The 13705-nt window shown below is 62.4% G+C and carries 8 protein-coding genes; 4 read left to right on the top strand and 4 right to left on the bottom strand.

Annotated elements, in window-relative coordinates:
- The first annotated feature begins 181 nt into the window (after nt 1-181).
- Nucleotides 182-2257 carry a T9SS type A sorting domain-containing protein gene (locus ACYVHT_RS14240; protein WP_460552938.1) on the top strand — a complete coding sequence of 692 codons (2076 nt, stop codon included), beginning with the start codon at nt 182-184 and terminating at the stop codon, nt 2255-2257.
- 85 nt (nt 2258-2342) lie between these two features.
- Here the strand turns inward: ACYVHT_RS14240 and ACYVHT_RS14235 are convergent, their stop codons facing one another.
- Nucleotides 2343-4577 (bottom strand): S9 family peptidase, encoded by a 2235-nt coding sequence (locus ACYVHT_RS14235; RefSeq protein ID WP_460552935.1) that lies wholly within the window; start codon nt 4575-4577, stop codon nt 2343-2345.
- Nucleotides 4578-4676: 99 nt separating this feature from the next.
- Between ACYVHT_RS14235 and ACYVHT_RS14230 the strand changes: the two genes are divergently transcribed.
- Nucleotides 4677-5720 carry a hypothetical protein gene (locus ACYVHT_RS14230; RefSeq protein WP_460552932.1) on the top strand — a complete coding sequence of 348 codons (1044 nt, stop codon included), beginning with the start codon at nt 4677-4679 and terminating at the stop codon, nt 5718-5720.
- A gap of 72 nt (nt 5721-5792) precedes the next feature.
- Here the strand turns inward: ACYVHT_RS14230 and ACYVHT_RS14225 are convergent, their stop codons facing one another.
- Entirely contained in the window at nt 5793-7370 is a 1578-nt protein-coding gene (locus tag ACYVHT_RS14225) for an OmpP1/FadL family transporter (protein ID WP_460552929.1), read from the bottom strand.
- Nucleotides 7371-7445: 75 nt separating this feature from the next.
- Entirely contained in the window at nt 7446-8933 is a 1488-nt protein-coding gene (locus ACYVHT_RS14220; RefSeq protein ID WP_460552926.1) for a hypothetical protein, read from the bottom strand.
- A 264-nt stretch (nt 8934-9197) separates the two neighbouring features.
- Here ACYVHT_RS14220 and proS point away from each other — a divergent pair, with 264 nt between their 5' ends.
- Entirely contained in the window at nt 9198-10673 is a 1476-nt protein-coding gene (proS, locus tag ACYVHT_RS14215) for a proline--tRNA ligase (protein ID WP_460552923.1), read from the top strand.
- A 251-nt stretch (nt 10674-10924) separates the two neighbouring features.
- On the top strand, nt 10925-11368 hold the full coding sequence (locus tag ACYVHT_RS14210) for a DUF4844 domain-containing protein (protein ID WP_460552920.1): 444 nt from the start codon (nt 10925-10927) through the stop codon (nt 11366-11368).
- Between the two features lie 129 nt (nt 11369-11497).
- Here ACYVHT_RS14210 and ACYVHT_RS14205 read toward each other — a convergent pair whose 3' ends face one another.
- Nucleotides 11498-13561 (bottom strand): OmpA family protein, encoded by a 2064-nt coding sequence (locus ACYVHT_RS14205; protein WP_460552917.1) that lies wholly within the window; start codon nt 13559-13561, stop codon nt 11498-11500.
- Nucleotides 13562-13705 lie beyond the last annotated feature (144 nt).

The raw sequence follows: 13705 nt of genomic DNA, 5'->3' as shown, positions 1-13705 counted from the left end.
TGTAAATTTGCGGCGGCTGCTTTTGGCTGTTGATAGAATTATTGCTGAAGATGGACCCTTTGGCAAAAGCTTGTAACATACCTGCCCTTTTTCTGTGAAAAAACCATTTACGCTTTCAAAAATTCTTCGCAAACTGCCGGGTTACGGCGCTGCCTGGGTGGCATTGCTGATAGCTGGAGCATTGGCCGCAAGCACGGCGCAGGCACAAACCTGCACCAATAGCGCGGCCAGCAACGGAACCACGCTGCCGACCATCGCGGCCAACAACGCGGTGGTTTGCATCACGGCGAACAACTACAGCCAGAACATTACCATTACGGGCCAGAACTGTACAGTGATTTTCAGCGGCAACACGTATAGCGGCACGCTGAGCGTGGCGGCCAGCGCAACCAATTGCACCATTACGAACAGCAGCGGCAGCAACCTGACGGGCATCATCAGCAGTGCCGGGGCAAACCTGACAATCAACAACAGCGGTACGATATCCGGCAGTCAGAATACCATCAGCGCGATTGCTGCCATCAATAACAACAGCGGCGCTACCTGGAGCGGGAACTTCTATAATGGCAGCGGCCGGATTACGGCTCCCCTGACCGTGAACAATGCCGGCACCTGGGGCAGCAACACCCAACTGGAGGCGTGGGATAATTTGACGTTTACCAATACCGGCTCGGTTAATAACGTGACGTTTTACGGCAAAGCGGGCCTGACCAGCCAGGCTTTCGCGCTGACCAACTCCGGCACCTGGACCGGGCAGGTAGGCACCAATTTTGCGGGCAACCTGAGCATTGCCAATGCCAGTGCCCAGACCTGGGGCGCAAGCCTGGCCCTGGGCACGCTTGCCGGATTCACGGTGAATAACCAGGGCACCTGGAATGCGGCGCTCGGTGGCTTTACCGTGAATGGCCCCGCCAATATTACGAACTCGGGAACCTGGGGCGCCGTGGGGTTTGGCCAGCTAACGGCTTCAGCAACAACCATCACGAATAGCGGAGTATGGAACAACACGCAGGTCAGCGTGGGCGGCCCGCTGACCATCAACCATTCGAACACGACGGCGAATACCTGGAAAGGCGTACCCGTGAACGAAAGCTCCCTGACCGTGAACAACAGCGGCAGCTGGAGCCTGGACGTGGGCTTTCCCACCACCGGCCCCAATGCCTTCAATACCCTGGCCGGCGGCACTACCACTCTGGGCAACTCGATGGTGATTAACGGCAACACGGCGTTTCAGAACAGTGGCTCACTCACCATCAGCAAGTCGTCGTTTGTGCTGCCGGCCGGCTCCAGCATCAGCAACCTGGCGGGCACGCTCAGCCTGCCGGCGGGGGTTGATAACAAGGGCGGCATCACCAACCAGGCCACGCTGAACGTGACGACCTACCAGACATCGACCAACACGGGGGGCCTCACCAACAACCGCCCCGGCCAGGTAAACGTGTCGTCGTCCTTCACCAACAGCGGCACCGTGTTCAACAGCGGCACCGTGGCCACCACGGGCTCCTTCACCAACAGCGGTGCCATCAGCGGGCCGGCCGCGCCGCTACGCGGCAGCTTCACCGTGACGGGGGCCTCGGTGAACAGCGGCACGTTCGGCGGCAATACCTCCGCCAACCGGCTGAACTTCTGCGATTCGAGCACCACGCCGGCCCAGGGCGGCGGCTTCGATGTGCAGAGCGGCACCGTGGGCACGGCCGGCACCATCTGCTCGGCCGTGCCGCTGCCGGTGCAGCTCACCCGCTTTGCCGCCACGGCTGCCGCTGGCCGCGTGGCGCTGCGCTGGTCCACGGCCTCGGAGAAAAACAGCGCCTATTTCGCCGTCGAGCGGAGCGCCAATGGCCGCGAGTTTGCGCCGTTGCTGACCGTCAAGGCACAGGGCAGCTCCGCCACTGCCACCGACTACGAGGCCACCGACAGCAAGCCGCTGGCCGGCCCGGGCTACTACCGCCTGCGGCAGGTTGATGCCGACGGCACGGCCACGTACTCGCCGGTGGTGTTGGCCAGCCGCCCTGGCGCTGCCGGCCTCAGCCTCGCGCCCAACCCCGTGGCCGACGTGGTGCAGGTGACCCTCGAAAACCTGACCGAGCCGGCCACGGCCCTGGAAATACGCAGCCTGAGTGGCCAATTGCTGCTGACCGCGCCCGCCTCCGCTGGCACCACTCAGCAGCTGAGCCTGCCCGCCCTGCCCGCTGGCGTGTATCTGCTGCAGGTGCGCACCACCGGCCGCAGCCTCACCCGGCGCCTGCTGAAGCTGTAGGAGCGGCCCACCTATTTGGCAGCACCCGCAAAAAAGCCCTCTCTGCGCGTGCAGAGAGGGCTTTTTTGGGGGGGCGGGTTACGCGCTACAGGTTTTGTGTCACGAAATTCGTCATCTGGCGGTAGAGGTGCAGGCGCGTGTTGCCGCCACTGATGCCGTGGTTGCGGTTGGGGTAATACAGCGTCTGGTAGTCCTTGTTGGCCTTGATGAGGGCATCGACGAAGGCGATGGAGTTCTGGAAGTGCACGTTGTCGTCGCCGGTGCCGTGCACCAGCAGGAACCTGCCGCGCAGGTTCTGGGCAAACTGCACGGGCGAGTTGTCGTCGTAGCCGCCGGGGTTTTCCTGGGGCGTTTTGAGGTAGCGCTCCGTGTACACCGAGTCGTAGTAGCGCCAGTTCGTGACCGGAGCCACGGCAATGCCCATCTTGAAAAGGTCGGCGTTCTTGGTCATGGCCAGCGAGGTCATGTAGCCGCCGTAGCTCCAGCCCCAGATGCCGATGCGGGCCTTGTCCACGTAGGGCAGGGTGGCGAGGTACTTGGCCCCGTCGGCCTGGTCGATGGTTTCGAACTTGCCCAGGTTGGCGTAGGTGGCCTTGCGGAAGGCCGAGCCCCGGCCCGAGGTGCCCCGGTTTTCCACCGACACCACGATGTAGCCTTTCTCGGCCAGCAGCTGGTGCCAGAGGTAGTTGGTGAAGGCCGTGCCGCCGCCGGCATTGTCCAGCACCGTCTGGGTGCTGCTGGTGCCGAAGCTAGGGCCGCCGTACACGTGCATCAGCACCGGATATTTCTTGGCCGGGTCGAAGTTGCTGGGCTTAATCATCCAGGCATTCAGCTCGATGCCATCAGAGTTTTTAAAGGTGAAAAACTCGTGCTTGCCCAGGTCGTATTGCGTCAAGGTTTGCTTGAGCTTGGCGTTGTCTTCCAAGGTTTTCACCAGCTTGCCGCTGCTGCCTTCGCGCAGGCTCACCACCGGCGGCACCCCGGCCGAGGAATGCGTGTTGAGGAAATACTGGGTGTCGGGGCTCATGTTCACCACGTCGGTGCCGTTGCCGGCCTCGCTGATGCGCTGCTTGCCCTTGCCGCTCAGGTTGATGCGGTAGAGGTGGCGCTGCAGGGCCGAGCCTTCGGTGCTGGTGTAGTAGATGTTGCCGGTTTTGGCGTCGAAGCCGTTGATGGCCGAAATTTCCCAAGTGCCCTTCGTGAGCTGGCGCACTTGCTTGCCGCTCATCTCGTGCAGGTAAATGTGCTGGTAGCCGTCCTTCTCGCTGGTGAAGATGAACTGCTTGCCACCGGCCAGGTACTTCAGGTCGTCGTTGATTTCGACGTAGGCCGGGTTCGTGTCTGTCAGCACCACCTGGGTTTTGCCGGTGTTCACGTCGCCGTGCAGGATTTCCAGCTTGTTCTGCAAGCGGTTCAGTCGCTGAATGCTGAGCGTGTTGGGCACCTGCGTCCACATCACGCGCGGGATGTACTGGTCGGGGTTCGGGCCCACGTCCAGCCGGGTGGTTTTGCCGCTGGCCACGTCGTAGCTGCTCACGCTCACCACCGAGTTATTCTCGCCGGCTTTGGGGTATTTGAAGCGGTATTCCCGGGGGTAGAGGCCGCCCCATTCCTGCATGTCGTACTCCGGCACCTGGCTTTCGTCGAAGGTGTAGAAGGCAATCTGCTTGCTATCCGGCGACCAGAAAAAGCCCTGCGCAAAGCCAAACTCCTCCTCGTACACCCAGTCGGCCGAGCCGTTGATGAGGTTGTTCTTCACGCCATTGGCGGTGATGGCCGTTTCCTTCATCGTGGCCAGGTCGGTCACGTACACGTTGTTGTCGCGGGTGAAGGCCACGCGCTGGCCATCGGGCGAGAAGGTGGCGTAGCCCTGCTTGCCGCCGGCGCTCAGCGGCACCAGCTTCTTGCTGCCGCGGTCGAACACGTAGTAGCTGGCGCGGGCGCTGCGGCGGTAAATGGGCTCGGTGCCGGTCGTGAACAGGATTTTCTGCTCGTTGGCGTTGAAGGAATAGCCGTCCACGTTGAGCGGCGCGCCGGCCAGCTGCAGCTCGGCGGCGGTCACCAGGGTTTGCACGGCTTTGCCGGTGGTCACTTCGTGCTGCACCAGGCTGCCATTTTCCAGGGCCGCGTAGTAGCGGCCGTCGTTCATCCAGTCGAAGCCCGGCACGCTGGCCGTGCGGAAGGTTGGCTTGGTCCAGATATCTTCCAGCGTGAGCGGCAGCTTTTGCTGCGCCAGGGCGCGGGTGGGCGTGAGGCTTGGCACCAGGGCCGGGCCATTGGCAGCCAGCAGGGCCGCCAAAACAATGAAGCGAAAACGCATAAGAGAGAGCAGGGGCGAAATAAGGGGGGCAATCGAACGTTAAAGGTAACATCTGCCCGGAGCACGGTTGCAGGCCCTGCCCGCCGTTACCTTTGCATCATGCGTTTTCGCCTCCTGTTATTCTGCCTGCCGGCGCTGCTGGTGGCCTGCTCTAAAACGGCAATGCCCGTCCGCCTCGACCTCATCGGGGCCACCGGCCTCATTTCCGGCAACCGGGTGGTGGGCGTGAGCGATACCCTCATTACCCGGGCCTATGCCGAGGGCAACGATGTCAGCCTGACGCACATGCGCATTACGGTGAAGTACGAGCCCACGCGCTACCCCTTCCTCTACCCGCTGCCCATCACCAGCTACGACCCCACCACCACCCCGAACGACGACGAACTGGTGTATGCCGATTCGGTGATTGCCAACAGCCGCGTAGCTACGGGCAACGGCGTGCCCCGCGGCGGCGCATTTTTGTTCAACAATAAATTCAGCGCCCGCACCACTTCCGGCACCGAGCGCTGGCAGTACACGGCCACCGACGATAACCAGGCGACGGCCGCGCGCGTGCTGCGGCTCACGGCGCGCAACCGGGATTCGGCCCTGGTGTACCACAGCTACACGGCCCGGCTGCGCCCCGTGATACGCCGCAGCACCCGCACGGCCGACTCGGCGCAGGTGCGCGATGGGGCTCTCGTGTTTCTGAACCTGCGCACGGGCCTGCTGCTGCCCAAGTACGCCCTCATCAACAACGAGAAGAGCCCAGACCTGCAAAGCAACCAGCTGCTGGTGGACCTGATTTGCGTGGCCAAAAACACCACCACGGTTATCCTGGCCGCTCCGGCCGAAACCAACCCCGCCAATCTGCGCCTCAACTCCGCCACCTGGCCCGTGGACAACCGCCACGCCACCCAGCTGCACGCGACCAACCTCAGCGACACCGACTTTGCCAATGCCGCCACCACCCAGGCCTTCGAGCAGGCCTTTGCCGGGGGCTTAGCCTACAGCTCGCTCAGCACGACGCCGCTGGCCAAAGGCCAGGTCATCGCCTTTCGGGTGGTTGAAAACAATCAGAATTACACCGGCCTGCTGCTGGTTTCGGACCTCGTGTTCGGCAGCAACCCGCGCATTACCTGTCTGGTGAAGGTGCAGAAATAACCCCCTGGATACACAACGAAAAGGGCCGCCCCGAAATGGAGCGGCCCTTTTTTGTGGCTTGGCAGCGGTCGATTAGAACGTCACCCCCGCCGTCACGGCCGTGGTGTAGCGGGTGTTGTTCACTTTGATGAGGGGCTCCTGGCCAGCCAGCGAGTAGGGCGTGTACGTGCGGTCGAAAGTGGTGTACACCACGGCCGCATCGAGGAAGAAATTGCCCTGACGGATGCCGGCCCCGGCGGTGTAAAAGTTCTGCACCCGCTCGTTGTTGGTATCGGCGTAGTAGGGGTCGCCGTAGCGGGCGTAGCCCAGCCGCACCCGAAACACATCGAAGCGCCCCTCGGCCCCAAACCGCAGGTTGACGGTGTTCCTGTACAGGCTCTTAATGTCGAGATTCTGCGACGTGAACGAGTAGCTGTCGCCGTTGGCGGCATCGGGCGTGCTGTGCAGGCGGGCCTGGCGGTAGCCCACGTACTCCACATCGCCCGTCACAAACCCGTGCTTGCCCAGCGTGTAGGCCACCCCGCCGTTGGCCCGGAGCGGCGTGGTGATGGCATAGTCGTAGTCGTTGGGCAGCGCATCGACCGACGAAGTCCCTATCGGCAAAGAGGCCGGCACCGCATCGTTGCCCTGGGCGTTGAACGTGGTGGTGATGGTGGCATTATACGTATTGGCCATCCGCATGTAGGTCGGCGTCTGAATGGAGGCGCCAATCCGCAGCGCATCCGTGGCCCGCAAAATGGCCCCGATACGGGCGTTGATGCCAGTGCCGGTGGTTTTGGAGTCCTCGTGCAGCGTATAGCTGCCGAGGTGCGTGGTGGGGTCAGTTTCGGTCTCGGTGAAATCCTTCACCACCGTGTTGTTCGAGCTCACAATGCCCAGGCCAAAGCCTAGGTACAGCCGGTCGCGGTAGCTGGCCCCGTAGCCCAGGTCAAACTGCGAAATCGACCCTTTCGAGGTCACGTATTCCGACTGGCCAATGGCCCCGCGCTGCACCCGTGGCGAAATGGTGGTGGTGGAGTCGGTGCTGCCGGGAATGCGGGTGCGTCGAACATCCGTCAGGTAAGCCCCATAGGCCAGCCCGTCCAGGCCATAATCCACCGTATTGTAGTTGCCGGAATCGCCCTGCCGGTGGATGTTGATGTAGTAATCGAACCCGGCCGTGCCGCCCAGCGAGGTCAGGTAAGACTGATTGCTGGCCACCGAGCCCTGGTAGCGTGAGGCGGTATTGAAGTCGGCCACCCGGCTAAAGCCCATCGCAAAGGCCCCGCCGCGCCAGTTGCTGCTCTGGTCATCGTCGGGCCGGCGGGTGGCAAACACCAGGCCGACGCTGCCCAGGTGGAAGCTGTTCTTGGTTTCGTTCACCGCGGCCGCCGAGTTGCCGTCGATGCGCGCATCGCTCTGCCCCAGGCCAATGCCGGGCGTGATGTGGGCTTCCGATTTCTGGTATAGCCCCAGGCCGGCGGGGTTGCTGGTCAGGTTGCCAAAGTCGGCCCCCAGGGCCACGTTGGCCCCGGCAATGCCCTGCGTACGGGCCGGGCCACCAAACTGCAGCCGCGAATACTGCAGCGCGTCGCTGGCACCCTGGGCAAAGGCGTGGCCGGCCTGCCCCACTACCAGGGCCAGGCTAAGCCGAATAATCCGTTTTTTCATGGGATGGGGAAGAAAAAGAGCCGGCCGTCGGGCCGGCTCATTCGAGGGGTTTTTCCGTAAAAAGAAGGCTGCTGGCTAGTTGCCACGGCCACGGCTGTGGCCACCGCCGCCGCCCCCACCACCGCCCCCTCCGCCGCCATACGACGGAGCCGAGTACGAAGGCTGACTGTAGGAGCGCTGCGGCTGCTCGTAGGAGCGTTGCTGGGGCTGCTCATACGTGCGCTGGGGTTGCTCGTAGCTGCGCTGAGGCTGGCTGTAGGTTTGCTGGCGCGGCTGGTCGTAGGTGCGCTGGCGCGTCTGTGAGGCATCGGTGGCCTGGCCCTGGCCGCCGTTGTTGACGGGTTCGCCAAACACGTTCTGGAAGAAGCCGCCACGCCGCCGGCCTTCCTGCGGCTGGCTGGTGGCCTGCTGCATCTGGCCGGGCGTGCTCTGGGGCTGGGCATCGGCGGGGGTGGCATTGCGCCAGCGGCCGCGGCTCTCATCGCGCGCCGTCTGGCCTTCCACCAGCTTGGCATCGGGCGAGGCCGTAGCGGGAGTCATGTTGCTGTACTGGGGCTGCACGGTGGCATCCATCCGCCGGGGGCGGTTGCTGTATGCGCCGGCCGCCTGGTCCATTGCCGCATCGGGCTTCGTGGTCACGCCATTGGAGCGTACCCGGCCACCTTCGGCCATGCCGTAGGGCATCGACTGCGGAGTACCGCCATCGGGAGCCATGCGCTCGGCGCGCACCCGGCCCCCGCCCGTAGTGCCCGAGGTGCCCGTACCGGTTACCCCGCCACTGCCCGACATCGTGCGGCCTTCCGAGGTGCGGTCGGTGCGGTGCCCGTAGGTGCGGCCGCGGCCGTTGTCGCTGTAGCCGCCACCGTAGTAGCTGTTGCCACCGTAGTAGCCGCTGCCGTAATAGCTGCTGCCGTAGTATCCCCCACCGCCATAGTAGCCGCCGTAGAAGCGGCTATTGTAGTAGTAAGGGTCGTAGAAGCTGCCATAGCCGTAGCCGTAAGGGCTGTAGCCATAGCCGCCGTAGCCATAGCCACCATAGCCCCACGACCGACCAAAACCAAAGCTGAGGCTTATGCCCGAGCCGTAGCCATAGCCGTACGGGCTATAAAAAGAGCTGTAAAACGGGTCGTAGCCGCCGTAGGCGTATGGCGAAAATCCGCAGGCCCCACCGCCCCAGCCCCAGCCGCTGCCATAGCTCAGGCTCGTATAGGGGCTATACGGGGTGTAGTAGCTCACGCCCGGCCCGTAGTAGGGGGCCGAGGTGTAGCTCGGCACGCCGCGCATGTAGGTGTAGGTATTGTCGTAATACTGGTCGGAGCTGCTGCCTTGGCTGTTTTGGCGGGCAGTAGTGCCGGTGGTGTTGCCGTTATAGTCGGGGTTGGCGGCTTCATCGGTGGTGGCCGGGGCTGCCGCGGGCGCCTGGCTGACCACCAGCGAGGTGCGGTCTTTGGAGGAATAATAAACCCCGTCGTCTTCCGAAGAAGTGAGGGCCGACGTGCCCGCGCAGCCGCCCAGCGCAAGCAGGGCAAAAGCGGGCAAACAAGCGGTGAGCAGGTTTTTCATGACGGAAAAAAGGTATGGGTGGGTAGCCTATTGTAAAAGTAACGAACTATACGGTGGAAGCGGGATGAAGAGGCTAATAATCAGCGGTGGTTTAATCGGAGCCGGCCAGAAACCAGCTACCAGATGCCGCCAGGGGTCAACTGCGCTTTGCATACGAGGTCCGCGCATTAGTAACGTAATTTGAACCCGAAACGGTGCCCCTGGACGAAGTCAAATCCTGTACCAGAGTTGGGAACTTTTCCAATTACCCCATAGATGCCTCCCATGAGCAAAAAGTTGCCTACCCGCCAGGAAGATTATTCCCTCTGGTACAATGAGTTAGTGAAGCGCGCCGGCCTGGCCGAAAATTCGGCCGTGCGCGGCTGCATGGTCATCAAGCCCTACGGCTACGCCATTTGGGAAAAAATGCAGCGCCAGCTGGACGATATGTTCAAGCGCACCGGCCACGAAAATGCCTACTTCCCGCTCTTCGTGCCCAAGAGCCTGTTCGAAGCCGAAGAAAAAAACGCTGAGGGCTTCGCCAAAGAGTGCGCCGTGGTCACGCACTACCGCCTTCAGACCGACCCCGACAAGCCGGGCAAGCTGCGCGTGGACCCCAACGCCAAGCTGGAAGAAGAGCTGGTGGTGCGCCCCACCTCCGAAGCCATTATCTGGAGCACCTACAAAAACTGGGTGCAGAGCTACCGCGACCTGCCGCTGCTCATCAACCAGTGGGCCAACGTGGTGCGCTGGGAAATGCGGACCCGCCTGTTTCTGCGCACCGCCGAGTTTCTGTGGCAGGAAGGCCACACCGCCCACGCCACCGCCGAGGAGGCCGTGGCCGAAACCCGCCAGATGCTCGACGTGTACGCCGAGTTTGCCGAGGAGCACATGGCCCTGCCCGTGGTGAAAGGCGTGAAAACCCCCAACGAGCGGTTCGCCGGGGCCGAGGATACCTATTGCATCGAAGCCCTGATGCAGGACGGCAAGGCCCTGCAGGCCGGCACCAGCCACTTCCTGGGCCAGAACTTCGCCAAGGCCTTCGACGTGCAGTTTGCCAACAAGGAAGGCGTGCGCGAGCACGTGTGGGGCACCAGCTGGGGCGTGAGCACCCGCCTGATGGGCGCCCTCGTAATGGCCCACTCCGACGACGAAGGGCTCGTGCTGCCGCCCAAGCTGGCTCCCATTCAGTGCGTCATCGTGCCCGTGTACAAAACCGGCGAGCTGGATGCCCTGCTGGAGCGCATCAAGCCCATTCAGATGGGCCTGATTGCCCGGGGCATCTCGGTGAAGCTGGACGCCCGCGATACCGAGCGCCCCGGCTTCAAGTTTGCCGAGTGGGAGCTGAAGGGCGTGCCCGTGCGCCTGGCCATCGGCGCCCGCGACCTCGATGCCGGCACCGTGGAAGTGGTGCGCCGCGACACCAAAGAGAAAATGAGCCTGCCGCTGGCCAACATTGTGGAAAGTGTGGACCAGCTGCTGGTTGATATTCAAACCAACATCTACAACAAGGCCCGCAATTTCCGCGACACGCACACCACCCGCGTCGACAGCTACGACGAGTTTAAGCGGATGCTGGACGAGGAGCCCGGTTTCCTGCTGGCCCACTACGACGGCACGTCCGAAACCGAGGAGCGCATCAAGGAAGAAACCAAGGCCACCGTGCGCTGCCTGGCCCTGGCCGAGCCCGACGAGGAAGGCATCTGCATGGTGACGGGCAAGCCCAGCCCGCGCCGCGCCTACTTCGCCCGCGCCTACTAGGCCGCGTTAGCGAAGCCGCACCTCCCCCCAAAGCCGCCCTGCTTTATCGTAAGCGGGGCGGCTTTTTGGTGGAAATGACGGGGCAAAATGCGCTGAAAAGAGGCAACGAATTCGCTTTGAGCGAAGTGCAAATCAAAAAAGTGCGCTGCTAAGTAGCATCGGCACGGCCTGAAGTGCTAACTTCGGGGTTAGTTCTGAAGCGGGAAAAGCAACGTGCGGCTTTAGTAATATTTTCACAATCAATACATAACATGTCTGGCTTTGCTATGAAGAAGTTATTACTACTTGGATTTTTGAGCTGTGCCGCGCTTGCGGGGCACGCGCAGGCAACGAAGATGCAGGTGCCGGCCAAGGCATCCAGCCAGCTGGCCGACCTCATGGACCTGACCAAGGCGGAGGTGGCCAAGACGAGCAAGGTGAAGGCCAAAGCCCACGCCGAAGTGCGCCCCGACCTGAACCGCTACCTCGTGATTTCGACCAACGACTTTTTGCAGGTCACCAATAACAATCCGACCAAAGAGGCATACCTGCAGTGCATCGACAAGGGCCTGGCCCGCGTGGCCCCGCTCACCAACAGTGTGCAGGACCGCCAGCAGGTGGCCGAGTATTTCCAGGAGCTGATGGAAATCGTGGGCCTGGAAAGCTCGGAAGGAAAGCTGGCCGCCTTCGTGAGCCAGCCGAAGGCAGAGAAGTAGGCAAACGCCCGTCAGGCTGAGCGCCGCCAACGTGCCAAGGCCCTTCGCGGCGCTCAGCCTGACGGGCAACCAATCAAAAGGCCCCGCATCCAGCTGGATGCGGGGCCTTTTGCATGAGCGGCGGGTCGCCTATTTCTTCGTGATGGTGAATTCTACCCGGCGGTTTTTGGAGCGGGTTTCTTCCTGGTCGTTGCTGGCAATGGGCTTGGTGCCGCCGAAGCCTTCGGTGGTGATGCGCTCACCCTTGATGCCGTGAGTGACGAGGTATTTCTTCACTTCGTTCACGCGGTCCTGGCTCAGCTTCAGGTTCAGCGCCGGGTCGCCCTGGTTGTCGGTGTGGCCCGAGAGCTTGATTTCCACCGTGGGGTAGTCCTTCAGGATGCGGATGAGGCGCAGCAGCTCCGGATAGGAGCTGGTGTTGAGGTAGTACTTGCTCTGGGGGAAGAAGATGTTGTTCATCTTCACCGTCTGGCCCACGTTGAAGGGCACCAGAAACAGGTCTTTTTTCTCCTCCGAATACTTGTCCTTGGCCGTCACGTCGAGGTTGGCGTTTTCGGCGATGTATCCTTTGGCTTCGGCGCGGTAGCCATATTGCACGCCGCTGGGCAGCACAATGGTGTAGGAGCCGTCGGCCGGGTCGGTTTCGGTCACGCCGATTTCCTCGCCGGTGAGCAGGTTTTCGTAGTGAATGATGGCCCGGATGGGCTTGCCGGTGTTCACGTCGAGCACACGGCCGGTTACCAGCGTCACCACTTCGGGCTGGAAGGCGGGAGCCAGCGAGATGCGGAAAATGTCCTTGGAGCCATCCACGCCGTTGCGCGACGACACCAGGTAAGCATCCTGGCCGGCGGCCGAGATGGTGTAGTAGGCGTCGAAGTCGGGCGAGTTCACCACCGGGCCCAGGTTGCGGGGCGGGCTCCAGTTGGTCCAGGTATCGTCGAGGCGCTTGGTGTAGAAAATGTCCGACTTGCCGTAGCCGCCCCGGCCTTCGCTGGCGAAGTAGAGCGTCTTCTCATCGGCGGCCAGGAAGGGCGCGAAGTCCGATTTGGCCGTGTTTACGTTCGGGCCGAGGCTTTTGGGCTTGCTCCAGGTGTTGGTTTGCTCGGGCACCGGGAAGCTCACGAAGATGTCCTGGCCGCCCATGCCGTCGGGGCGCTCCACGGCCATCAGCATGGCTTTGCCCGAAGTGGCCTGGAAGAAGTCGACGTGCTCCTTGTCCAGGTTCACGAAGTCCTTGATGACCTGCGGCACCGGCTGCGTCCAGCCCATGCGGGTGCGCTTGGTGATGCTGCAGCCGAGCGGGTCCATGGTCCCGTCGCGGTTGTAGATGTTGATGAGGATGGCGTTCTGGCCGTTGGCCGACACCGAGGCGATGCCGTTGGGGTCGTCGGGGGTGTTCACGGGGCCGCCGAGGTTTTTGGCCAGGCTCCAGGTTTTGTTTTTGCCGCTGACGAGGGTGGAGTAGTACACATCCTGCGGGTCGCGGCTGCCGCCCACGTTGTCGGGGTTGCTTTCGCGGGCGAAGTACAGGGTGCGGCCGTTGGGCGAAATCACCGGGTGGGTTTCCACGTAGCGGGTGTTCACGTTCGGCCCCAGGCTCACCAGTGAGGAGTCGAACTGCGTCGACTTCACCGCATCGGGGCCTTTCGGCTCGGTGAAGGCCTGCTTCACCATCGTGGAGGGCACGTCGGCGATGCCGATGGCGTCAATCTGGTTCACGCCTTCCACCTTGGCCGTGTTCATGTACACCTTCACGCCCAGGGTGCGGTATTCGGCGGCCGGGAACTTCACTTCGAGGGTGCGGTAGGCTTCGGGCAGCGGGCCGGGCTTGTCGTTGGTGTACACTTCGTGGTGCTCGCCCTTGGTGTCCACCAGCTCCACTTTGGTGATGGAGCCGGGGTTGAAGTTCTCCACAATCGTCACCTGCTGGGCCGCCACGGAGCGGGCAAAGCGCACTTCGATGAACTCGTTCGGGCCCTCCTTGCGCGGAATCCAGGCGTCGTTGCTGATTTGGCCGAGCGGCAGCGCGTTGGGCGTGCTCAGCACCTGCGAAGGGGAGAAAGGCTCCTTGCCTTCAGACTTTTGCGACGAGACGGCCACCAGGCGGGCAGCCCATTGTACGTGCTGAGCCTGGGCAGAATGGGCGGTGAATAGGGCAAGGCCGATGGGCACGGCGGCCAGTAGATTCCTCATAAGATAACTATTTAGGGTAACGATAGCAGAAAACAGTTGTCACACAACGATGCTGGGCAAATTTACATCGGCGTGGCTGGGAGAGTGATATTTTGCGGCAGCTAACTTAGTAAAAAACTATTTTATGAACCTCTGGAACCTAGC

Source organism: Hymenobacter daeguensis, from assembly GCF_054780555.1.
This window is presented reverse-complemented; position numbering and strand designations above follow the sequence as displayed.